At 39.6% G+C, this 23,578-nt stretch carries 24 protein-coding genes, 1 pseudogene and 3 other annotated features; of the genes and pseudogenes, 22 read left to right on the plus strand and 3 right to left on the minus strand.

Going from position 1 to position 23,578, the window contains the following annotated elements; all coding sequences use genetic code 11:
* Positions 1 to 89: 89 nt before the first annotated feature.
* The 8 genes from MHH33_RS06695 to MHH33_RS06730 all read left to right on the plus strand — a co-directional run bounded on the left by MHH33_RS06695 (position 90) and on the right by MHH33_RS06730 (position 7,900).
* Complete coding sequence (locus MHH33_RS06695; RefSeq protein ID WP_016426704.1) at positions 90 to 1,166, plus strand: Fe(3+) ABC transporter substrate-binding protein; 1,077 nt, start codon at positions 90 to 92, stop codon at positions 1,164 to 1,166.
* 73 nt (positions 1,167 to 1,239) lie between these two features.
* A complete protein-coding gene (locus MHH33_RS06700; RefSeq protein ID WP_016426705.1) occupies positions 1,240 to 2,871 on the plus strand; it encodes an iron ABC transporter permease in 1,632 nt (543 codons plus the stop codon).
* A gap of 1 nt (position 2,872) precedes the next feature.
* The gene (locus MHH33_RS06705; RefSeq protein ID WP_016426706.1) at positions 2,873 to 3,616 is read left to right on the plus strand and encodes an ABC transporter ATP-binding protein; all 744 of its coding nucleotides are present in this window, start codon (positions 2,873 to 2,875) and stop codon (positions 3,614 to 3,616) included.
* A gap of 59 nt (positions 3,617 to 3,675) precedes the next feature.
* Positions 3,676 to 3,908, plus strand: a binding site (T-box leader).
* Positions 3,909 to 3,965: 57 nt separating this feature from the next.
* Positions 3,966 to 5,888 carry a threonine--tRNA ligase gene (gene thrS / locus MHH33_RS06710; protein WP_016426707.1) on the plus strand — a complete coding sequence of 641 codons (1,923 nt, stop codon included), beginning with the start codon at positions 3,966 to 3,968 and terminating at the stop codon, positions 5,886 to 5,888.
* Positions 5,889 to 5,949: 61 nt separating this feature from the next.
* Positions 5,950 to 6,101, plus strand: a sequence feature (ribosomal protein L20 leader region).
* 102 nt (positions 6,102 to 6,203) lie between these two features.
* Positions 6,204 to 6,710 (plus strand): translation initiation factor IF-3, encoded by a 507-nt coding sequence (gene infC, locus MHH33_RS06715; RefSeq protein WP_016426708.1) that lies wholly within the window; start codon positions 6,204 to 6,206, stop codon positions 6,708 to 6,710.
* A 30-nt stretch (positions 6,711 to 6,740) separates the two neighbouring features.
* Positions 6,741 to 6,941 (plus strand): 50S ribosomal protein L35, encoded by a 201-nt coding sequence (rpmI, locus tag MHH33_RS06720; RefSeq protein WP_016426709.1) that lies wholly within the window; start codon positions 6,741 to 6,743, stop codon positions 6,939 to 6,941.
* A gap of 51 nt (positions 6,942 to 6,992) precedes the next feature.
* Complete coding sequence (gene rplT, locus MHH33_RS06725) at positions 6,993 to 7,352, plus strand: 50S ribosomal protein L20 (RefSeq protein ID WP_016426710.1); 360 nt, start codon at positions 6,993 to 6,995, stop codon at positions 7,350 to 7,352.
* 266 nt (positions 7,353 to 7,618) lie between these two features.
* Positions 7,619 to 7,900 carry a DUF1294 domain-containing protein gene (locus MHH33_RS06730; RefSeq protein ID WP_342543289.1) on the plus strand — a complete coding sequence of 94 codons (282 nt, stop codon included), beginning with the start codon at positions 7,619 to 7,621 and terminating at the stop codon, positions 7,898 to 7,900.
* A gap of 206 nt (positions 7,901 to 8,106) precedes the next feature.
* On the opposite strand, the gene MHH33_RS06735 is transcribed toward MHH33_RS06730, so the two are convergent.
* Positions 8,107 to 8,493: a hypothetical protein gene (locus MHH33_RS06735; protein WP_016426713.1), complete on the minus strand. Its 387-nt coding sequence runs from the start codon at positions 8,491 to 8,493 to the stop codon at positions 8,107 to 8,109.
* A 99-nt stretch (positions 8,494 to 8,592) separates the two neighbouring features.
* Between MHH33_RS06735 and MHH33_RS06740 the strand changes: the two genes are divergently transcribed.
* The 8 genes from MHH33_RS06740 to MHH33_RS06775 all read left to right on the plus strand — a co-directional run bounded on the left by MHH33_RS06740 (position 8,593) and on the right by MHH33_RS06775 (position 14,603).
* The gene (locus MHH33_RS06740) at positions 8,593 to 9,078 is read left to right on the plus strand and encodes a dUTP diphosphatase (RefSeq protein WP_016426714.1); all 486 of its coding nucleotides are present in this window, start codon (positions 8,593 to 8,595) and stop codon (positions 9,076 to 9,078) included.
* A 71-nt stretch (positions 9,079 to 9,149) separates the two neighbouring features.
* Entirely contained in the window at positions 9,150 to 10,238 is a 1,089-nt protein-coding gene (locus MHH33_RS06745; RefSeq protein ID WP_016426715.1) for a M42 family metallopeptidase, read from the plus strand.
* A gap of 305 nt (positions 10,239 to 10,543) precedes the next feature.
* On the plus strand, positions 10,544 to 11,194 hold the full coding sequence (locus MHH33_RS06750) for a hypothetical protein (protein WP_342543290.1): 651 nt from the start codon (positions 10,544 to 10,546) through the stop codon (positions 11,192 to 11,194).
* Positions 11,195 to 11,559: 365 nt separating this feature from the next.
* Positions 11,560 to 12,204: a hypothetical protein gene (locus MHH33_RS06755; RefSeq protein ID WP_342543291.1), complete on the plus strand. Its 645-nt coding sequence runs from the start codon at positions 11,560 to 11,562 to the stop codon at positions 12,202 to 12,204.
* A 143-nt stretch (positions 12,205 to 12,347) separates the two neighbouring features.
* Complete coding sequence (argF, locus tag MHH33_RS06760) at positions 12,348 to 13,313, plus strand: ornithine carbamoyltransferase (protein WP_342543292.1); 966 nt, start codon at positions 12,348 to 12,350, stop codon at positions 13,311 to 13,313.
* A 137-nt stretch (positions 13,314 to 13,450) separates the two neighbouring features.
* A complete protein-coding gene (locus tag MHH33_RS06765) occupies positions 13,451 to 13,660 on the plus strand; it encodes a helix-turn-helix transcriptional regulator (protein ID WP_342543293.1) in 210 nt (69 codons plus the stop codon).
* Positions 13,657 to 14,157, plus strand: coding sequence for a hypothetical protein (locus MHH33_RS06770; protein WP_342543294.1), 501 nt, complete (start codon positions 13,657 to 13,659; stop codon positions 14,155 to 14,157). Before MHH33_RS06765 ends, MHH33_RS06770 begins: the two co-directional genes overlap by 4 nt.
* Positions 14,157 to 14,603, plus strand: coding sequence for a small multi-drug export protein (locus MHH33_RS06775; protein ID WP_342543295.1), 447 nt, complete (start codon positions 14,157 to 14,159; stop codon positions 14,601 to 14,603). Before MHH33_RS06770 ends, MHH33_RS06775 begins: the two co-directional genes overlap by 1 nt.
* Before the next feature lie 34 nt (positions 14,604 to 14,637).
* On the opposite strand, the gene sspI is transcribed toward MHH33_RS06775, so the two are convergent.
* Entirely contained in the window at positions 14,638 to 14,847 is a 210-nt protein-coding gene (gene sspI / locus MHH33_RS06780) for a small acid-soluble spore protein SspI (RefSeq protein WP_016426722.1), read from the minus strand.
* A 93-nt stretch (positions 14,848 to 14,940) separates the two neighbouring features.
* Between sspI and MHH33_RS06785 the strand changes: the two genes are divergently transcribed.
* The 3 genes from MHH33_RS06785 to pheT all read left to right on the plus strand — a co-directional run bounded on the left by MHH33_RS06785 (position 14,941) and on the right by pheT (position 19,708).
* Positions 14,941 to 15,711 (plus strand): RNA methyltransferase, encoded by a 771-nt coding sequence (locus MHH33_RS06785; protein WP_342543296.1) that lies wholly within the window; start codon positions 14,941 to 14,943, stop codon positions 15,709 to 15,711.
* 51 nt (positions 15,712 to 15,762) lie between these two features.
* Positions 15,763 to 15,997, plus strand: a binding site (T-box leader).
* A gap of 249 nt (positions 15,998 to 16,246) precedes the next feature.
* Positions 16,247 to 17,284 (plus strand): phenylalanine--tRNA ligase subunit alpha, encoded by a 1,038-nt coding sequence (gene pheS, locus MHH33_RS06790; RefSeq protein WP_016426725.1) that lies wholly within the window; start codon positions 16,247 to 16,249, stop codon positions 17,282 to 17,284.
* 12 nt (positions 17,285 to 17,296) lie between these two features.
* Positions 17,297 to 19,708, plus strand: a complete 2,412-nt coding sequence (gene pheT / locus MHH33_RS06795; protein ID WP_342543297.1) for a phenylalanine--tRNA ligase subunit beta — start codon at positions 17,297 to 17,299, stop codon at positions 19,706 to 19,708.
* 157 nt (positions 19,709 to 19,865) lie between these two features.
* On the opposite strand, the gene rnhC is transcribed toward pheT, so the two are convergent.
* Positions 19,866 to 20,804: a ribonuclease HIII gene (rnhC, locus tag MHH33_RS06800; protein ID WP_342543298.1), complete on the minus strand. Its 939-nt coding sequence runs from the start codon at positions 20,802 to 20,804 to the stop codon at positions 19,866 to 19,868.
* Positions 20,805 to 20,894: 90 nt separating this feature from the next.
* On the opposite strand from rnhC, the gene zapA reads away from it, so the two are divergent.
* From zapA to polX, 3 genes and pseudogenes are all read left to right on the plus strand, one after another.
* On the plus strand, positions 20,895 to 21,155 hold the full coding sequence (zapA, locus tag MHH33_RS06805; protein WP_016426728.1) for a cell division protein ZapA: 261 nt from the start codon (positions 20,895 to 20,897) through the stop codon (positions 21,153 to 21,155).
* A gap of 4 nt (positions 21,156 to 21,159) precedes the next feature.
* Complete coding sequence (locus MHH33_RS06810) at positions 21,160 to 21,699, plus strand: CvpA family protein (RefSeq protein ID WP_016426729.1); 540 nt, start codon at positions 21,160 to 21,162, stop codon at positions 21,697 to 21,699.
* 166 nt (positions 21,700 to 21,865) lie between these two features.
* Positions 21,866 to 23,567, plus strand: a pseudogene (gene polX / locus MHH33_RS06815) (DNA polymerase/3'-5' exonuclease PolX).
* The last annotated feature ends 11 nt before the right edge of the window (positions 23,568 to 23,578 follow it).

Here is a 23,578-nt window from a genome sequence, read left to right on the forward strand (position 1 = left end):
GGTGATTGACATTCTCAATTACATGTCTATAATTGAGAGTGAGAATCGTTTTCAATGGTTCACTACATATACAAAGGGAGAGACATTCAGTGAAAAAAGCATTATTTATTGTTTTAGCTTTTGCTCTAGTCGTATTATCTGCATGTGGCAACGATACTACTTCTAAGGATACAAAGAACAAAGCAACAAAAGAAACAAACGAAACAAACGAAAGCAAAGAAGTAAACCTATACACAGCTCGTCACTATGATGTAGACGACCAACTCTACAAAAAATTCGAAGAAGAAACTGGCATCAAAGTAAATGTAATCAAAGGTGAAGCTGACGAATTACTTGAGCGTATTAAACGCGAAGGTGATGCAACTGAGGCAGATTTATTCTTGACTGCCGATGCTGGACGTTTATACCGTGCAAAAGAGGATGGGTTACTGCAAGCGGTATCAAGTGATGTTCTGGATGAACAAGTTCCAGCCAACTTCCAAGATAAAGATCAAATGTGGTACGGTTTAACGAAACGTGCTCGTGTCATTGTCTACAACAAAGAAACAGTGAAACCTGAAGAATTATCAACATATGAAGCGTTGACTGAAGACCAATGGAAAGGTCGCGTCTTGATTCGTGGCTCTGAAAATGTGTATAATCAATCTTTGTTAGCTTCTTTCATTGAAATCAATGGTGAAGAGAAAGCAAAAGAGTGGGCTGCAGGATTAGTATCGAACTTTGCACGTGATCCTGAAGGTGGAGACCGTGATCAAGCGAAAGCAATTGCTGCAGGTGTTGGCGATGTAGCAATCATGAACACTTACTACTTTGGTCAAATGCTGAACTCTGAAGATCCAGAAGAAGTTAAAGTTGCAGAAGGCTTAGGCTTGTTCTTCCCTAACCAAGAAACGACAGGTACTCATGTTAACGTAAGTGGTGCCGGAGTTGTAAAAAATGCGAAGAACAAAGACAATGCGATCAAATTACTTGAGTTCCTATCATCTCCTGAATCTCAAGGAACATTTGCCGAAGCAAATTATGAATACCCAGTAAATGAATCAGTTGAACCGACTGAATTACTTAAATCATGGGGCGAATTCAAAGAACAAGATATTCCATTATCTGCTCTTGGTGACAACAATGCAAAATCAATTTTAATCTTCAACGAAGTTGGTTGGAAATAAACAAATCAAATGCCCTTGTTACGTTCAAACGTAACAAGGGATTTCTTGCGATTGGATAAGAGGTGTTGGTGACGTGCAAAGAAGATTGGCTAGTGTGAATATGTGGACGGTAGCAGCGGCAATCATTATGATTCTCCTGTTTTTACCGAATTTAACGATTGTAATGGGCGTTTTTTCTCCAGCCAATGAAAACTGGGCACATATGAAAGAATTTGTTCTAGGCTCTTTCATTAAAACCTCACTGATTTTAATTAGCACTACCGCTATACTAACGATATTCATAGGGTTGAGTCTGGCATGGTTGATTGCGCAATATCAATTCCCTTTGAGAAAATTTCTAAAATGGGCTCTTATTTTGCCTCTATCCATCCCACCTTTTATTGGTGCATATACATACCACGGGATTGTCAATTACACAGGAGTAATACAAAAGACTCTAAGAGATCGATTCGATATGGAGCTGAATCCTTCATTTTTTGACATCATGAATCTGCCCGGAGCAATTTTTATTTATACGATGTTTTTATATCCTTATGTTTATACAATTACCCGAATATTCTTATCCCAGCAATCTGCTTCATTGATTGAAAGTGCAAGAGTGCTCGGAAAAGGTCCTTGGCGTACGTTTTTCCAAGTCGTCATTCCGATTTCAAGGGTTTCCATTATTGGTGGAGCAAGTTTAGTTGTGCTGGAAGTGTTAAATGATTATGGTGTGGTGAAATACTTTGGCATCCAGACATTTACGACGGCAATATTTCAAACTTGGTTTGGTTTAGGTGATATTGAATCATCAATTAAACTTGCCGCATCCCTTATGGGGTTTGTCATCTTGATTCTATTGATTGAAAAAATATTGCGTGGAAGAAGGCAATACAGTTATTCCACCACAAAAGTACGGCCATTGCCACTTATTCAGTTGAGAGGCATGAAAGCGTTTCTTGCAACTGGTTACGGGTTGTTGATATTAAGTCTAGGATTCTTCATTCCAATAGCCCAGCTGATTGATTGGATGCTCCTGACATTTGGGACAATCCCGATGGATGAATTTCTGACTTACGTTAAGAACTCAGTAACAGTAGCAGGCATCAGTGCATTTGTGATAATTGTTTTCGCTTTGATTGTCGGAAACTTCAGTCGTTTGGTACATAGCAAAGTAGCGAAACTGTTTCCTAAGTTAACAATTCTCGGTTACTCTATACCAGGAGCGGTGATTTCCGTAGCAGTTGTTACTGCATTTATTGCACTCGATCGTTTTCTTGCACCTTTGTATCAAATGCTCGGTGTTGGGACAACACTTGTTCTAAGTGTAAGTTTAACGATGTTGATTTCCGCCTATATCATCCGATTCTTTGCAATTGGTTATAATTCCATTGAATCTGGATACGATAAAATTGGAACAGACTTTAGGGACGCTTCAAGACTTCTAGGTGTCGGGCCGACAAAAACGTTTTTCAAAGTAGATGTACCGATGCTGAAAGGCGCAATTATCAGCGGATATATTTTAGTTTTCATTGATATATTAAAAGAAATACCTTTAACGTTAATATTACGTCCATTCAATTTTGATACGCTTTCAACAAAAGCATTCCAATATGCAAGTGATGAAAAAATTATGGAAGCTTCACAAGCTTCGTTATTAATTGTCGGTATTAGTGCCCTTGCCATTGTTATTTTCTATAAGTTTCTCGAAAAGGAGCCTGATTGACATGTTTATTTCCATTCAAAATGTTTGTTTCAAATATCCAAATACAAATCGCTCTGCACTAGACCAGTTTTCAATGAATATTGAAAAAGGGGAAGTCATCTCAATATTAGGTCGAAGCGGCAGTGGAAAAAGCACGATACTGCGTCTCCTAGCTGGACTTGAAAAGCCAACTCAAGGTACATTGACGATTCAGGATGAAGTGATTTTCGATAACAAAACATTTCTGCAACCTGAGAAGCGAGGCATAGGAATGGTGTTTCAGGATTATGCGCTGTTTCCCCATATGACGGTTGGAGAGAATATCATATTCGGTTTATTTAAAATGAAAAAAGCTGAAAAGAAAAAACGCCTCGCGGAAGTTCTTGAATTAGTTGAACTTCAGGATTATGAGAAACGTTATCCGCATCAACTTAGTGGAGGTCAACAACAACGTGTGGCGATTGCAAGGGCTATTGCGCCAAACCCACACTTGATTTTATTGGATGAGCCTTTCAGTAATTTAGATGCAGAACTGCAAGTGAAAATTCGTAAAGACTTACGTGAAATTATTAAAAAAGCAAATATTACGTCCATCTTCGTCACACATGACGAAAATGATGCCCATGCATTAGCGGATCGTATCGTTAAGCTGAAAGATGGTTGCATTGATTTAATCGGTCGCCCTTGTGATTTGCTTGGGATTCATCCCCATCCAACGCCACAATTCGTACCGGAACAAGAAGCCCGAGAATTAATGAGTGTATAATTTTAAATTTTCAGTTGCATTTGATTTCATGCAAGAGTAAAATGTCAACATAAGAATAAAGAAATGCCAAGAAGAGGACAATACTTGTCTGTACGACTTTTTAGAGAGAGAAGCCCTGGCTGAAAGCTTCTTAAGTACGACACTCAATTTACCACCTCGGAGCAGCAACAGTGAAATCTTAGTAACTGTTGACGGTAACGGCCCGTTAGCCGGCTCAAAGCTTCATCTTTTTAGTCCTGGACTGAAGAGAAGGAAGAAGGGTGGAACCACGAACTCAAACCTCGTCCCTTTCATAGGACGGGGTTTTTTTGTGTTCAATTTTAATAATAAAAACGAAGGAGTGGGGTAAATGTCAGAAACAATTCAACTGAAATTTCCAGACGGCGCGATAAAGGAGTTCCCAAAAGGCACGACAACCGAAGATGTTGCAGCATCAATCAGTCCCGGCCTTCGTAAAAAAGCGTTGGCTGGTCAACTGGATAACCAACTTGTAGACTTGAAAGCGCCACTTGAGCAAGATGGTGCAATTGCCATTGTTACTGCAGGCTCAGATGAAGCGCTGGAAGTGTTGCGTCATAGTACAGCTCACTTATTGGCTCAAGCAGTAAAGCGTCTTTTCAAAGATGTGAAATTAGGCGTAGGCCCAGTAATTGAAAATGGATTCTATTACGATATCGATTCACCACAACCAATTACTGCAGAAGATTTGACGGCTATTGAAAAAGAAATGAAGAAAATCATCAATGAAAATCTTGAAATTGTACGTCACAACGTGTCTCGTGCAGAAGCATTTGACAAGTTTAAAGAGGATGAATATAAAATTGAGTTGTTGGAAGCAATTGCTGAAGATGATCAAGTATCCATTTACGAACAAGGTGAATTTTTCGACTTATGCCGTGGGGTACACGTTCCGTCTACTGGTAAGTTAAAAGAATTTAAATTACTAAGTATTGCAGGTGCATATTGGAGAGGTAACAGCGACAATAAAATGTTGCAACGCATCTACGGAACAGCTTTCTTCACAAAAGAAGAATTGGCTGCACATCTGAAAATGCTTGAAGAAGCGAGAGAGCGTGACCACCGTAAAATCGGGAAAGAACTTAATTTATTCATGAACTCACAAAAAGTAGGTCAAGGACTGCCGATGTGGTTACCTAAAGGTGCAACAATCCGCCGCATCATCGAACGCTATATTGTCGATAAAGAAGTGAAGCTTGGTTACGATCATGTCTACACGCCAGTAATGGGCAGTGTGGAACTGTACAAAACAAGCGGACACTGGGATCATTATCAAGACGATATGTTCCCGGTAATGAGTATGGACAATGAAGATCTAGTATTGCGTCCGATGAACTGCCCTCATCATATGATGATTTTCAAAAATGGCATTCATTCATACCGTAACCTGCCTATGCGCATTGCTGAGCTTGGTACAATGCATCGTTATGAAATGTCAGGTGCTTTGAGTGGTCTTCAGCGTGTACGAGGAATGACATTGAATGATGCGCATATCTTCGTCCGCCCAGATCAAATCAAAGATGAGTTCAAGCGTGTCGTTCAATTGATTATTGGTGTTTACAAAGATTTTGATATTAATGATTACTCATACCGTTTGTCTTACCGTGATCCAGAAGATAAAGAAAAGTACTATGATGACGATGATATGTGGAACAAAGCACAAAGCATGCTGAAAGAAGCAATGGATGAGTTAAACTTGGACTACTACGAAGCTGATGGCGAAGCGGCGTTCTATGGCCCTAAATTGGATGTAATGGTCAAAACTGCAATAGGTAAAGAGGAAACGTTATCCACTGTTCAACTTGACTTCTTATTGCCTGAGAAATTTGATCTATCCTATATCGGTGAAGACGGCAAACAACATCGCCCGGTTGTCATCCACCGTGGAGTAGTATCAACTATGGAACGTTTCGTTGCTTTCCTTATCGAGGAGTATAAAGGTGCATTCCCGACTTGGCTGGCACCGGTTCAAGTTCAAGTCATCCCGGTTTCTAATGAGGTCCACTTCGATTATGCAAAAGGCGTTATCGAAAAACTCCAGGCAGCAGGCTTGCGAGTTGAGATGGACGAACGCGATGAAAAACTTGGCTACAAGATTCGTGAAGCACAGATGCAGAAGATTCCATACATGCTAGTCCTAGGTGACAAGGAGCTGGAAAGCGGCTTCGTGAATGTGCGCAAGTACGGTGAGCAGAATTCGGAAAGCATTCCATTTGACGAGTTCCTTTCACGCATTCAACAAGAAATTAACTAAAGCTGTTGACAACGATTTTTGTCTATGGTATTGTTATTAAGGTTAATGAATACAAAGTTTGTGGTATAAGAAGAGGCTGCCCGCTTCTCACCTGATTGACACTAGATGTAGTTGACAGGTCGGCACACGATTGAACGTAACGTACAGCGTTGTACTTGCATATATCGGCGGGCGGACATCTACTTATGTAAATGTCCGCTCGTTTTTTTATTGGTCCGGAACGGCGTAACCGATTTATTGAGCATTTCGATAAACGATATGCCCAAACCATGTATTCGCGACACTACCTGGAGGTGGATTACTATTAGCAAAGACATGTATGTAAACGATGGCATTCGCGCTCGTGAACTTCGTATTATCGATCAAAATGGTGATCAATTAGGAGTTAAAACGCGTTTTGAAGCGTTAGAAATTGCCGCTCGTGTTAATTTGGATCTTGTCCTTGTGGCCCCTCAAGCCAAGCCACCAGTCGCTCGTATCATGGACTATGGTAAATTCAAATTTGAGCAGCAAAAGAAAGATCGTGAGACTCGTAAAAATCAAAAGATTATCGTATTGAAAGAGGTTCGTTTGAGCCCAACAATCGATGAACATGATTTCCAAACGAAATTACGAAATGCAATCAAGTTCCTTGAAAAAGGAGACAAAGTCAAAGCTTCTATCCGTTTTAAAGGCCGTGCAATTACGCACAAAGAGATTGGTCAACGCGTGTTAGATCGTTTTGCAGAAGCTTGTGCTGAAGTATCGACGGTTGAACAAAAACCGAAGATGGAAGGCCGTAGCATGTTCTTGGTTCTTCAACCGAAGAACGAGAAAAAGTAAGATTGACGAACAGTTTAGGAGGAATTCGACATGCCAAAAATGAAAACTCACCGCGGCGCGGCTAAGCGTTTTAAAAAGACTGGTTCTGGAAAAATAAGACGTGCATCTGCATACCGCAGTCACTTATTCGCAAATAAGTCTACTAAAGCTAAACGTAAGTTACGTAAAGGTGGACTAGTTTCTTCTGGTGACTACAAACGCATCAAATCACTTATCGCTTACATGAAGTAAGTTAATACTCGAAACTTAAACATTCGAAATAAAAGCAGGAGGTAATGTATTATGCCACGCGTAAAAGGCGGAACAGTGACGCGCCAGCGTCGTAAAAAAGTTATAAAATTAGCAAAAGGTTATTATGGTGCTAAAAAATTACTATATAAAGTAGCAAACCAAGCAGTTATGAAATCAGGTAACTATGCTTACCGTGACCGTCGTAACAAAAAACGTGACTTCCGTAAATTATGGATCACACGTATCAATGCAGCAGCTCGCATGAATGGTCTTTCTTACAGCCGTTTAATGCACGGTTTGAAATTAGCTGGTATTGAAGTTAACCGTAAAATGTTAGCTGACCTAGCTGTTACAGACGCAGCAGCATTCACACAATTAGCAGAAGCTGCTAAAAAATCAATGAACAAGTAATTTTACTTATTCAAAAGGCTGATGGATTTTCCATCAGTCTTTTTTTATACTAATTCATACATAGTAATTTTGAGGTTCTGAAGATAATGGGAATAGATTGTGAAAAATTTATCGTTCAAACTGAGAGATTTATCGCTCAAACTAAGGTATTTGTCGATCAAAATATGAATTTATCGCTCAAACTGAAGCGTTTATCGTTCAAAGTGTCCTCAGAGGCAACTACTTGTTGAGACTAATCACGTCAATCTATTAGGGGGAATTTTAGTATGCATCTCATACTTATCGGGTTTTTCATTGTCATGTCCATCGTTTCGTTTTTTACTATGGGTCATGATAAAACAGCAGCACAAGCGCATAAACGCAGAGTGCCAGAACGCACTCTATGGAACCTTGCGATACTTGGCGGTGGCGTAGGAGCGTACCTAGGAATGATTCTCTATCGCCATAAGACAAAACATATGTCCTTCCGAATTGGCTTTACATTACTGGCGATTCTACAGGTAGCTTTAATCATCTGGGCTGCTCCATTGTTGAAAGAGTGGTCATGAAAAAAAGCAGATATTGGATGATTCGCGAATAGAGTCCTCAGTCCACGCATAGATTCGTTGTGAACGCGAATAGAGCAGTGAAAAGCGCGAATAGGAACTTTACAAGCGAGAATAGGACCTCATATTACGCGAATACCTTCAAAAATCTCATAATCCAATAACTAAATCAAAAAACCCGACACTAATTTTTCGTGTCGGGTTTCTTCTTATTGGTTTTTCATCAATTTTTCGATTGGATTTTTCCAGCTGATATCCGCTTCTGGGTAGTTCATCAAGATTTCTTTTTCCAGGAATAAAAAATCGTCCCGTGTAAAGCCTTGCAGTTTCATTGTATCTTTGACCCAGACAAATATGGACACAACTTCGAATGCATCACCAGTAGTGCCAAGATATTTTTCGCCCTCAAACAGTGCCCCTTTAAATGAAATGAAGAAATTTTTCCTCACATTTTTCACATCATCGTAAAAATAGTAAGCACCCTTTTCGTAAGCGTCATCAAGTTTTCGCTTGGGATCCATTAAGTAAATAATTCCACGGTAAAACAAATAGACAACAAGTGCGAGTATAAGAAATCGGATCAATACGATGATCATAATGGAACCTCCCTTTGGGCAGACGTGTTACTATGGTATACGGATGAACAAATACTTTGGTTTCAAGATTGTTCAAATTTTTTTCTGGAGGTATTTGATATGGAATTACAGCAGTTATTTACGATGCAAAAAGCTCTCGACAGATATATTCAATCGGAGAAGAATATATCTCATGATGTATTTCTTGAAAAAGGGTTAGCGTTATTAGTTGAACTCGCTGAATTGGCGAATGAAACACGTTGCTTCAAATTTTGGAGTGCAAAAGGGCCATCAGATAAGGAAACGATTTTGGAAGAATACGTAGATTCCATTCATTTCTTACTGTCTCTCGGCATTGAAAAACAATTGGACGATTTAGATAGTTGGCCAGTTGAGGAAAAAGCAGGTTCTCTGACTCATTTATTTCTAAATACCCATGCATCTATTCAACAATTTCTCCATGAACCAACCAGACCGCTATATGAAGATGTGTGGAAATGGTATGGAGCCGTTGGATCATCACTAGGTTTTACACATCTTCAAATCGTAAAAGCATATATTGACAAGAATGAAAAAAATTACGAACGTCAACGCTCTGGTTATTAAAGAATATTTTGAAAACTGAATACGTTTCCATTATAATAATATAGTTAGAGCATATTTAGGAGGACGAAATAATGACGAAACTTGATGAAACACTTACAATGCTGAAAGATTTAACAGACGCAAAGGCCATACCTGGGAATGAACGTGAAGCACGAGATGTTATGAGAAGATACATCGAGCCATTTGCTGACCGAATGGATTCAGATAATCTGGGTAGCTTAATTGCAGAAAAAGTAGGCGACGCGGAAGGCCCGAAAATCATGGTTGCCGGTCACTTGGATGAAGTCGGATTCATGATCACTCAAATTGATGATAAAGGTTTCTTAAAGTTCCAAACCGTTGGTGGCTGGTGGTCACAAGTTATGCTTGCTCAACGTGTAACAATTGTGACGCGTAAAGGTGAATCTATTACTGGTGTCATTGGATCGAAACCACCACATATCTTATCACCTGAAGCACGCAATAAACCGGTTGATATCAAAGACATGTTTATTGATATCGGTGCCTCTTCGAAAGAAGAAGCTATGGAGTGGGGCGTATTGCCAGGAGATATGGTAACACCATATTTCGAATTCTCTGTTATGAACAATGAAAAAATGCTTCTGGCAAAAGCGTGGGATAACCGTATTGGTTGTGCAATCGCAATTGATGTTCTTAAGGCATTAAAAGATGAGAAACATCCAAACATTGTATATGGTGTGGGAGCTGCCCAAGAAGAAGTTGGATTACGTGGAGCACGCACAGCAGCCGCGAAAATCAAGCCGGATATTGGTTTTGCAGTTGACGTCGGTATTGCTGGTGATACGCCAGGGATTACAGCAAAAGAATCTACAAGCAAAATGGGAGCAGGTCCACAATTGGTATTGTTTGATGCTTCAATGGTTTCTCACAAAGGACTTCGCGATCTAGTGGTAGATACTGCCGAAGAAAATAATATTCCTTATCAGTTTGAATCTATTCCTGGAGGCGGAACAGATGCCGGAGCGATTCATTTGACAGCGAACGGTGTTCCTTCATTGGCCATTGGGATCGCAACTCGCTATATTCATTCTCATGCAGGTATTTTACACCGTGATGATTATGAAAATGCAGTCAAACTGATTGTCGCGGTAATCAAAAAACTAGATCGTGACACAGTGAACAAAATTATCTTCGACTAATAAGGAAATCAGAAAGCATCGCTGAGGCGATGCTTTTTTGATACTCTTGGTATTTTATGCATGATAGATTGTTGTCATATCAATCATTAATTGAAAGGTGAAGGCGTAGTCCAAGTGGCTGCGCTTTTATTTATGTCCCATATATTTTGACGTGAGAAATTATTGAAAAAATCTATTTTGTTTTCCAATCTACCTAGAGCATTTTTCTATCACTTAATATGTTATAGATGTAAGGGAAAACGGATTGAGTGGAAACGCGTAACGGAGTCTACTAACAATCCAAACGGAAGGAGGTGAAATTAATAATGGGATATAGCAAAAAGACATGGGTAAAAATAGAGGGCTGTGACTGTTTCAAATGTCGTGAAGCAGAAAGCAAAGAAAAATGTGAAAAAAACCACGATTGGGATAAAAAAGATGAATGTAAATGTGCTAAGTGTGGTGATGTTAACATCCATGTAGTATGCAAAGAAGAAGATCACGATAAGAAGGATCACGATGAGAAAAAGAAAGACGACTGTGAAAAATGCACAGGTAAAACAGACAAAGTAGAGTTCCAATCAGACACATCATTTTTAGACGATGAAATTTTCGAAGAACCGATCCAAGTACTTCAGGTTTCTTTCAACAAAATATGTGAAGGTGACAAGGTTTGGTTGAGTGGAATTGTTGGTTTTGATAATGACACAGTTGTTTGTGGTAATGATGTTGCTGTGATTAAATTAACAATTGTAAGAACAACTGCGTCAGGAAGTGAGCGTATCATCTACAGACAAACTTTTGAAATCGATCAACCTGGACATGACGATCTTACTCAAGTGCCATTTGCACATGTGGAATTCGAATCAAATGAAAACAAAAATGTAACTTATACAGTTTTCGTACAACGCCTGAATGATAACAGAGATGTATTTTTATTCGGACAAAACACATTGGCTGCTCTAAGAATTAACTAGTTCACGAAATGGATGTAAATTTGAAGTGTCTTATGAAAATAAGACACTTTATTTTATTATTAAATAATAAATTTAACTTATAATTATAAATATTCACATATAATTATAACAAAGTGTGAATATTTATGAAATTACTAGCACTATATTAATACTATAAATAGAGTGGAGCGTAGTCCAAGTGACTACGTTTTTTTATGTCCAAAAAATATGATATGAGAAACGATAGAAAAAACTATTAGTTTTCCAATCTGCCTAGAGCAACTTTCTCTCTTTTAATATGTTATAGATGTAAGGCAAATACGGATTGAGAGAAACCGAAACATGGATTCTAGTATCGATCCAAAAGGAAGGAGGTGCAATCAAATATGAAATATAACAAAAAGACGTGGGAAAAAATAGAGGGCTGTGACTGTTTCAAATGTCGTGAAGCAGAGACGAAAGTAGAATGGTGTGACCATAAACACGACTGGGATAAGAAGGAATGTCCTAAGTGTGGTGATGTTAACATTAAAGTAGTATGCGAGAAAGACAATCACGATAAGAAAGACGATCACGATAAGAAAAAACACGACTGTGAAAAATGCACAGGCAAAACAGACAAAGTAGAATTCCAATCAGATACATCAGTTTTAGACGATGAAATATTCGAAGAACCGATTCAAGTACTTCAGGTTTCATTCAAAAAAATCTGTAAAGATGACAAAGTTTGGTTTAGCGGAATTGTTGGTTTTGACAATGACACATGTGTTTATGGTAATGATGTTGCTGTAATTAAGTTAACAATTGTAAGAACATCTGAGTCAGGTAGCGAACGTACGATTTACAGACAAATTTTCGAAATTGATCAACCTGGACATGATGATCGTACTCAAGTGCCATTTGCACATGTGGAATTCGAATCAAATGAAAACAAAAATGTAACTTATACAGTTTTCGTACAACGCCTGAATGATAACAGAGATGTATTTTTATTCGGACAAAACACATTGGCTGCTCTAAGAATTAACTAGTTCGCAGTATCGGTGTAAAGAAAGTTAAAGTGTCTTATGAAAATAAGGCACTTTTTTTGAATTAATTAATAAATATTCACTTGTAATTATAAATATTCAAATATATAATAACTATACATAATTATAACGAGGAGTGAATATTTATGAAATTACTTGAATTCGTAAATCTTGAAGTAGTGGAAAGTGTGAAAAATAAAGACTTGTTAACATGGCTCGACTATACTTCAATGGAAGTAAAACAATTGTTGGAACTAGCAACCAATCTGAAGAAGTTGGCTAAAAACAACGTGCACCCTCCACTACTGGCAGGAAAGACGGTAGGGCTCATATTTGAAAAACACTCAACCAGAACGCGTATTTCATTTGAAGTTGGAATCAATCAATTAGGTGGTCATGCAATGTATATGCATGCAAGAGACTTGCAAATCGGACGTGGGGAGCCTATTTCAGATACTGGAAAAGTATTATCGGGTTACATGGACGGCATTATGATTCGTGCCCATTCACATAAAATGGTCGAAGAATTAGCTGAAGCTGCGAGTATTCCTGTCATCAATGGCTTAACAGATCTATTCCATCCCTGCCAGGCTTTAGCCGATGTCCTGACGATTCATGAAGTGAAAGGCTATTTAGCAGGTTTAAAACTTGCTTACGTGGGGGACGGGAATAATGTAGCACATTCTCTCGTTATTGCGTGTGCTCATTTAGGAATTGATGTATCCATTGCAACTCCTAAAGGTTTTGAAATTGATTCCACGATTCTTAACAAGGCTCAAAAACTAGCCGCTTCAAATGGTTCAAGCATCCTGGCGACTAACAATCCAATTGAATCTGTATCAGGTGCGGATGTCATTTATACAGATGTCTGGACCAGTATGGGGCAAGAAGAAGAGACAGCCGCGCGACTTGATGCTTTCAAAGAGTATCAAATTAATGAAGATCTCGTGAAACACGCTAAAACGGATTATTTATTCTTGCACTGCTTGCCCGCGCATCGTGAGGAAGAAGTCGCAACATCTATCATCGATGGTCCGCATTCAGTTGTATTTGAACAAGCAGAAAATCGACTCCATGCTCAAAAAGCCATATTAGCATCGATTCTGTCATAAAGTAGAAAAGCTCCTGATTAATTTTTCAGGAGTTTTTTTATGGAAAAAATTACATTAAATTTGTTAATAATACTTTACTTAATGTTAACAATAGTTTACATTGTGAATATAATACTTAACATGAAGAGGTGGAAGGTATGCTCCATAACCGAGTCAAAGAGCTTCGTGCCCGTTTTGGTTTTTCGCAAGGTGAACTGGGTGAAAGGGTGGGCGTTACACGACAAACCATTGGATTTATCGAAAAAGGAGATTTTTCACCATCGATAACATTGGCATTAAAACTGGCACGAGAGTTTGAAATTACTGTAGACCAATTATTTTGGTTAGAAGGGAAGAAACCATTATGAAAAAAGATTTACGCGTGCAGTATCCTTTATGGCAAATGGCGTTTATTGTGTTGTTTGGTTTTATAGCATTTAGTTTAACAGGTGCCTCCACAGAGCTATACAAAACATCTGAAGAATTCAGTTTTTCCGTAGAGCTCGATGCATTGGAATCATTTTTATTGTTGGGTGCTCTTTTTATTACAGTTTTGATGATCACAATTTTTTCGATGAAAATCTCTAAACATAACAAGCAAAATCCATCTCAAAAACTATCACTGTGGCAGATTCGACCATTGGAATACTTGGAGCAAGATGAAGGCATGATGTACATTACGAGAAGAGCTGCACAAAAAGTTTATACATTCTTTGTGTGGGCACTGCCGCTTTTGGCAACGATTTTCCTAGTATTTGAATTATCTAGATTCTGGATGATTTTCGGTATATTGATCTTGGCGTGGATGCAATATTTAATTTATTACATTGAAGTACGAAAACATTTGGCGGAGGGGGAAGAATAATGTGGGAATATTTATTAGTGTTTTTAGGGGCGGCCATTCCATGGCTTGAAATGGCCGTGGTAATTCCACTAGGTATCATAACGGGATTAAATCCTTTTTGGGTAGTAGTCATTGGCTTTATCGGGAATATGGTAACGGTCTTGGCATTAATCATCGGATACAATAAATTTAAAATATGGTTAGCGAAAAGACGCGAGGGAAAAGTACAGAAAGAATCCAAGCGCAGTGAACGTGCAAAAAGGATTTGGAATAAATATGGGCTACCTGGAATGTTGTTGCTTGGCCCCATACTGATTGGGACCCACATTGCTGCATTTATCGCGATGACATTGGGTGGGAGCAAAAAACAGACGACCATATGGTCTGCTATCAGCATTGCTGTGTGGGCATTGGTATTCGGAATATTAACAGCACTCGGCTTTGATTTCTTTGTCCGGGAAATATAAATGAAAAAGTCTCCGTGCAATACGGAGACTTTACTTATCCTTGGAAAGATTGTTCCAAGTGTCTTAATACTGATTCTTTTTCAGGTTCACCAGCTGTTTTCCACCATTTTTCAAAAAACACACCAAGTCCAGGAAGTAAATGTTCTTCGCCACGTTTGATGGCATCTTCAACTACTTCACGAATTTCTGTAGCACTATTGCCAACCATGTTGGCGGTGATTGCATCTCGAATTTGAAAGTTCATAATCTCTCCTCCTCACACCTCATTTTGTCCGCTACTATCGCCACTTATACATGAATTTGATACACTTAAAAGAAAAAGGCGGTCGTACAATCGATGAAACGTATTGAATCATCACAAAACTCACAAGTGAAACATTGGAAAAAGCTTGTTTCCGTTCGAAAAGAACGTGATAAATCTGGAGAATTTTTAGTCGAAGGCTTCCATTTGGTTGAAGAGGCATTAAAAAACAAGTCGAATGTGTTAGCCATGATTGTAAGAGAAGGAACAACAATTCCAACTGGCTGGAATGTAGATGATGTAGACATTATTGAAGTCACAATGGATATTGCGAAAGAAATTGCCGAAACAGAGCACTCACAAGGAATATACGCATATTGTAGTCAACAAGTGGCAACAGAGGAGCAACAACAAACTTGGAAAAAACTTCTCTTTATTGATGCTGTTCAAGATCCAGGGAATGTCGGGACAATGATTCGCACAGCTGATGCTGCCGGAATGGATGCCGTCGTTTTAGGAAAAGGATCGGCAGACGCTTATAATCCGAAAACGGTTCGTTCCGGTCAAGGTTCGCACTTTCATATTCCGATAGTCAAAGGCGATTTATCTCAATGGGTTCAAATCTGCAAGGAGCAGGAAATACCTGTGTATGGTACATCATTGGACGAATCAGTACTATATAACCAAGTGAAACCTCAAGCGCGATTTGCATTGATTATGGGCAATGAAGGAAGCGGGCTTTCGCCAGAACTTCTTGTTCAAACAGATACGAATTTGAAAATTCCATTGCTAGGACAAGCTGAATCATTAAACGTAGCGGTCGCGACAGGTATTCTTTTATACACATTAATTCCTCAATCAAATTGAATGTTGATGAAACCGTAATTCGAGCGTATAATAGTAACTAATTTGATACATTCAAAAGCTGTGACCGGGAAGAGTACATGAAACCCTTTATTTCAGGAAGTTTGCACCGAGACTGTGAGTGCAAATAGTAAAGATTCATCGAAGTTCACCCCGTTAGCTGCCATCAGGACCAGCAATTGCTGTAAAGGTGCGCCGGTGAAGAGCCGTTAATTCAATGAAGTGATTACGTCTGGATACTCAGCGTAGTAATCAGGGTGGTACCGCGAAAATGTTCCTCGTCCCTTTTTTAGGGGCGGGGTTTTTTTATTTTTGGCTATGTTAATGAATGTTGTTGATGTTGAAAAACGAAAGAGTGCATTTGCGCCTTGCATGAAAAGGAACGAAGGTTTAAAACGCCACGTCCTACTCCTGCGGTTACTCGTTGCAAAATAATTTTGTGGCAACCCCTTCTTTGCGGGACATGCGGCTAGCGCAAATGTAAGATAAACAACAGTATTATTAAACATTGCTTTACTTCTTGGAAGGAGATGTACACATGCAAGAACAATTACAACAATTGAAAGACGAAGCGATCGGCAAAATTCAAGCCGCTTCAACTGTGAAAGAACTGCAAGACGTACGTGTTGCGTATTTAGGGAAAAAAGGACCGATTACCGATTTGTTAAAAGGGATGGGTAAACTTCCGGCTGAAGAACGTCCGCAAATGGGTGCCTTGGTCAATGTAGTCCGTGAAGAAGTAACCGCTGTACTCGATGAGCGCCTAGTTATTTTAGAAGACGCTGCCATTCAACAACAACTTGAAAATGAATCAATTGATGTGACATTGCCGGGTCGTCCAGTGAAAACAGGAAATCATCATCCACTTACACGTGTCGTGGAAGAAATCGAAGACCTGTTCATCAATATGGGCTATGAAATTGCTGAAGGACCTGAAGTAGAAAAAGACTACTACAATTTCGAAGCATTGAACTTGCCAAAAGGGCATCCTGCTCGTGATATGCAAGATTCATTCTACATTTCGGAAGATATTTTACTGCGTACCCATACATCCCCAGTGCAAGCACGCACAATGGAAGCAAAAGGTGGAGAACCCATCAAAATTATTTGTCCTGGTAAAGTGTATCGACGTGATAATGATGACGCGACGCATTCACACCAATTCACGCAAATCGAAGGACTTGTGATTGGCGAAAACATTCGTATGAGTGATTTAAAAGGAACGTTATCAGTATTTGCGAAGAAAATGTTTGGAGACGATCGTGAAATTCGTCTGCGTCCAAGTTTCTTCCCGTTCACTGAGCCTTCGGTTGAAATGGACATTTCTTGTTTCAAATGTGGCGGCAGTGGCTGTAATGTTTGTAAAAAAACAGGCTGGATTGAAATTTTAGGTGCCGGTATGGTACATCCAAATGTATTGGAAATGGCAGGATACGATTCAAAACGTCTGTCAGGATTTGCATTTGGTATGGGACCAGAACGCATTGCGATGTTGAAATATGGAGTGGAAGACATTCGTCATTTCTATACAAATGATGTGCGATTCGTATCGCAATTCCACCGGACGGAAGTGTAAGGAGGAGATCACATGCTCGTTTCTACAAAATGGCTAGCAGATTATATTGATACTAAAGGGTTGGCTCCGGCTGAACTCGCTGAAAAAATTACTCGTTCAGGAATCGAAGTGGACGCAGTTATCGACCGCTCACATGGCATGATAAACGTAGTTGTAGGTCATGTATTGGAATGCGGCAAGCATCCTGAAGCGGATAAATTATCGATTTGCCAAGTGGATGTCGGAGAAGAAGTGACACAAATTATTTGTGGCGCACCGAATATCGCAGCAGGTCAAAAAGTAATTGTTGCACGTCCTGGCGCTATATTACCTGGCGGCATGAAAATCAAAAAAGCGAAGCTTCGTGGCGAAGAATCGAACGGGATGATTTGTTCCCTTCAAGAACTTGCGATTGAAGGGAAACTTGTACCTAAAAAGTATGCTGAAGGAATATACGTTTTACCTGCAGGTATACAAGCTGGTGCAGATGCACTTGAAATTTTAGGATTAAACGATACGGTACTTGAATTAGGCTTGACGCCTAACCGTGCTGATGCGATGAGCATGCTTGGTGTAGCGTATGAAGTCGGTGCCATTCTTTCTGAAGATATGAAATATCCTGAAATCAACTATGCTTCGTCAAGTGAAGCAGCAGAAAACGTCTTGAAACTTCACGTAGAAGATGTAGATGCAAACCCGATGTACGTGGCAAAAGTAGTCAAAAATGTTGTCATCGGCGAATCGCCATTATGGTTACAACAACGCTTGATGGCTGCAGGTGTACGACCTCATAACAACGTTGTGGACGTAACGAACTACGTCTTAATGGAATATGGTCAACCGCTTCATGCATTTGATTACGACCGTTTACAAACTGGAGAAATCGTTGTCAGAGCAGCACATGCAGGCGAAAAAATTACCACTTTGGATGACCAAGAGCGTGAATTACAAGCTCATCATTTAGTCATCACAAATGGTCAAGAACCAGTGGCACTCGCAGGTGTTATGGGTGGGGCAAACTCAGAAGTACATGAAGGCACGACAACAGTGGTTATTGAGTCAGCTTATTTCAAACCAGCTTCTGTCCGTCAAACTTCAAAAGATCACAACCTACGTAGTGATGCGAGTTCTCGCTTTGAAAAAGGCGTGGATCCTAACCGTGTGGAAGCAGCTGCAGAAAGAGCTGCCCAACTGATTGCCGAACTTGCAGGAGGAGAAGTGCTGCAAGGAAGTGTGAAATTTGATGAGCTGGATAAATCTCAAAAAGAAGTCATCGTATCACCTGACTTTATTAACAATCGTTTAGGAATGAAAATTTCTTTAGAAGAAATGACGTCAATTTTAAACCGTCTGAAATTTGATTTCGAAGCAGCGAATGGATTGCTTTATATTAAAGCACCAACTCGTCGCCAGGATATTCAAATAGAAGAAGATATCGTGGAAGAAATTGCGCGTATCTACGGATATGATGATATTCCGATGACCTTGCCTGAAGGTGAATCAACACCGGGTGGTTTAACACCTTATCAAGCACAACGTCGCTTAGTTCGCAACTTCCTTGAAGGTGCAGGCTTGCATCAAGCAATTACGTATTCATTGACTTCAAAAGAACTTGCACAGCGATTTGCACTTGAAACGGCTCCAGTAACAGAATTGTTGATGCCGATGAGCGAAGATCGCAGCACTCTGCGTCAGTCATTAATTCCGCATTTATTGGAAGCAGCAAGCTACAACGTTGCGCGTAAAGCTGATTCGGTGACATTGTTTGAAACGGGTTCAGTGTTCCTTGGTGAAACAGCAGAAGGACTTCCATCTGAAGAAGAGCATGTGGCGGCAGTAATGACTGGCAAATGGCTTGACCATAGCTGGCAAGGCGAACGCAAAACAGTCGATTTCTTTGTATTAAAGGGAATCATTGAAGGGCTATTTGCGAAGCTAGGATTAGAAAAACATGTATCATTTGAGCAAGCTCAAGTGGATGGATTACATCCAGGGCGAACTGCGTCAGTGAAGTTGGCAGATGAAGTGATTGGTGTTGTCGGTCAATTGCACCCAACCGAACAAAAGAAACGTGATTTGAAAGAAACGTATGTAATGGAATTGAACATGGCGAAAATACTGAATTTCGCATTAGAGCCATTATTGTATACACCAGTACCACGTTTCCCATCCATTTCACGTGATATCGCTTTAGTCGTAAATCGCACGCAAGCTGCAGGCAAATTACAACAGATTATCCGTGCAGCTGGTGGGAAGTTATTGAAAGATATCCGCGTCTTCGATTTATACGAAGGAGAGAAAATGGAACCAGGTCATAAATCGGTTGCATTCTCACTAACTTACGAAGATCCAGAACGTACATTAACAGATGAAGAAGTCGTGAAGGCTCATTCGAAAGTGCTAAAAGCACTTGAAGAAGAAGGCAACGCACAACTTCGAGGATAAAATAAAGGCTATTTCCACTTACCAATTGGTGAATGGGAATAGCCTTTTCATTTTGGCAATGCTTTACTCTACGACAGATTTTATCCTTTGTAAAAACCAAGTACATATGTAGGAAACAAAACAATCCACCCCGTATATAGAGGTGGATTGTTTGCTCTTATTGTCTTCTTTTCTTGTTAGCAATAGCCAGTGCTTTACCTGTGTTGGCGAAATGTTTTTTCGTAATGGATGAAAGAAATTCCTCGCCATTGCTCAAGTAAATTCGGGCAGCGACTTCATCCACTTTCGAACTCGCACCTTTTGGAATAGTCACTCCTGCTTTTAAACTGAGCTTATCCATTTCCTCCAAAAAGGCGACACGCGCCAATATGGAAGCGGCTGCCACAGATACATGTAATTGTTCAGCTTTTGTTGAGAAAAGCACATTCTCACGAATGATTTCTTTTTCTGCTTTCACATGATTGTAGTAAATGCCACGTTCGGCAAATTGGTCGATTAAAATGAACTCTGGTTTTTCAGGAGCTATTTTTGAGAGCACATGCTTCAACGCCTGATTGTGCAACAAGGCTTTTATTTTCCCTTGTGACCAGCCTTTTGCTTGGACGGTATTGTACTTCTCATTGCCCAGAATCAATATGCTGTGTGTCAGTGTGCTTTTTAAGTCGGGTGCTATTTTCCGCATGAGGTCATCTGTTAGCATTTTGGAATCCTTTACACCAAGGAAATGAATAAGTTCGATTTTATCAGCAGGCACGTAACATGCGGCAACCGTCATAGGGCCAAAGAAATCACCGGTTCCCGTTTCGTCAGAACCAATAACAGATTTTAAAGCAAAACCTTCAGGTAGAGTATCTCCTTTTGCGGAACTCACTTTTTTACCTGCCTTCTCCTCTAATGTTCCCCAGCGCATCGCTTCGCGTGTAGAACCACTCCCTTGAAACAATACTTTGCCAGATTTATAGGCTGTGATGGAGGTGTCTGGTAGTTTTGCTGCGAAGACGACACCTGGTGCGTTTCGCTCAATTCTATTATTTGCATAATGAGTAAAAACTTCTTTTAATTGTATAGGAGATAGTTGCAACACTTCGTTCGACATGAACACTTTCCTTTCTTTGGCTACTTATTCACATGTGCAGGTATTTCATGGTATGATAATTTATAGGATTTTTGATGAGGAGGGTAACCTTTGTCAGAGCAACATAAAATACGAGTTTCAGTAGATATATATGGTCAAACGTATAAAATGCTAGGTTCGGAAACTAGCGGTCATATGCGTCTGGTTGCCTCTATGGTTGACGATAAAATGCGAGAAATCAATTCGCACAATCCCTCATTAGATAGTTCTAAGTTGGCTGTTCTTACAGCGGTCAATACAGTCCATGAATATGTTAAATTAAAAGAACAAGTAGAACAACTAGAAGAAGAAATCAAAAGGTTAAAGGGTTGAATACATGTTAGATATACTGATTATAGTTTTATTAGCAGCAGGATTATTTGTAGGTGCAAAACGAGGATTAATCGTCCAATTGATTCATATGACTGGATTCATTATTGCACTCATCGTTGCCTACTCCTATTATAAACCACTCGCTGAAAAATTTGTGTTGTGGATTCCATATCCTACTGTCGACTCGAGTTCAAGGCTGACATTTGCAATCGACAAATTGGATCTGGATCAGACGTTTTATCAATTAATTGCATTTGCACTCATCTTTTTTGTCGTGAAATTTGCATTACAACTAGTTGCATCCATGTTTGATTTCCTTTCTTACTTACCGGTACTGGGATTCATCAGCAGGATTGCAGGTGCAATTTTAGGCTTTATCGAATTCTACATATTGTTGTTTATCGTAATGTACGTCATTGCATTATTGCCGATAGACCCGTTCCAAAATTTGATCGAGAATTCAAATTTAGCGGAGTCCATGCTTAAAAGTACGCCAATTTTATCAGAGACGGTTAAAAACTGGTGGTACATCTATACTGAATAAGTGACTTCTCTCTTCTCGAGAGAAGTTTTTTTAAAGCGTCAGAATCTTGCTTTGCCTGTGAGTATTCATAACCGATAAATTCGTATTTAATACAAAACTCATTCTGCTATTTCACGGTCATATAATTGCCCGTGAAAATCAAATTATCAGGGACGAGGGAAGATATATGAATAAGAAAATCATCATTCGAACGTTGGAAAAAATCGCTTTATATATGGAGCTTAAAGGAGAAAATCCTTTTAAAGTATCGGCTTTCCGAAAAGCAGCACAAGCCCTTGAACTGGATGCAAGAAGTTTGGCTGAAATGGACGATGTCACGAAAATAAAAGGCATCGGAAAAGGCACAGCTGCTGTTATCGAAGAATTGATTGAAACGGGGAAATCGACTGTACTGGAAGAGTTGGAATCTTCGGTCCCAAGTGGACTCTTACCTTTATTGAAATTGCCTGGTCTCGGTGGAAAAAAAAATAGCCAAGCTGTACCAGGAACTAGGGGTAGATTCTGCTGAGTCTTTAAAGCAAGCCTGTGACGAAGGGAAAGTCCAGTCACTTGCCGGATTTGGAGCAAAAACGGAAGAGAAAATCCTGAAAGAACTTGAACAGTTCAATTCTAGACAGGACCGTTTGCCAATTTGGCGTTTGGAATCAGCCGTGTCAATAATCGAAGCAGTATTAAGTGGAATTAAACAAATTGATAAATTCTCTGTGGCTGGCAGTTTCAGACGTGTAAAAGAAACAAGTAAAGATTTAGATTTTATCATTGCTACCTCAGATGTGGTTACTGTTCGGGAAACTTTATTGAAAGCATTGCCCGTATCTGAAATTATCGCAGCTGGAGATACCAAAGTATCCGTTACGCTTGATTATGAAGAAATGATCGATGTGGATTTTCGATTGGTTGAACCTGCTGCATATACCACTGCGTTACACCATTTTACTGGATCGAAAGATCATAATGTGAAGTTGCGTCAAATCGCTAAAGCACAAGGAAAGAAAATTAGTGAGTATGGAGTGGAGCAAGAAGATGGCTCGAATCAAACTTTTGAGTCTGAAGAAGATTTTTTTGCCCATTTTGGCCTTCCTTATTTTCCGCCACCAGTACGGGAAGATTCCCGAGAGTTTGACCGACAAGATGAATTGGAAACACTTATTCAAGTGAATGATATTCGATCCGATTTGCATATGCACACAACGTGGTCAGATGGTGCACATTCATTGAGTGAAATGGTTGAAGCTTGCCTTGCAAAAGGATACACACATGTTGCCATCACCGATCATTCTCATTACTTGCGTGTAGCAAATGGGTTGTCTGCTGATCGGTTGCGTCAGCAAATGGCTGAAATTAAAGAAATTCAAAAGTCATTTCCTGATATTAAATTGTTGGCTGGTACCGAAATGGATATACTGCCTGACGGTTCTCTCGACTTTGATGATGAACTGTTGGAACAACTCGATTTTGTCATAGCATCCATTCATTCAAGCTTCAGCCAACCGCAGGAAAAGATCATGGATCGTCTATTGACGGCCATGAAAAATCCACATGTTGATATGATTGCGCATCCGACTGGCCGTATAATCGGACAACGAAATGGCTATGATCCAGATGTCCACCAGTTAATCAAATGGGCTGCTGAGTACGGAAAAATCCTTGAGTTGAATGCAAATCCTCATCGCTTGGATTTGGCGACTGAATATTTAGTTGAAGCTCAGAAGTTAAATGTACCGATTGCAATTAATACCGATGCACATAGCATCGACCATTTGCGATTCATGGATATCGGCGTGAAATATGCCCAAAAAGCATGGCTGAAACAGGACACAATCGTTAATACGTGGTCTTATGAGAAATTGATAAAATATTTGAAGTAATGGAGGTGTTG

Source organism: Paenisporosarcina sp. FSL H8-0542, from assembly GCF_038632915.1.
Lineage (GTDB): Bacteria > Bacillota > Bacilli > Bacillales_A > Planococcaceae > Paenisporosarcina.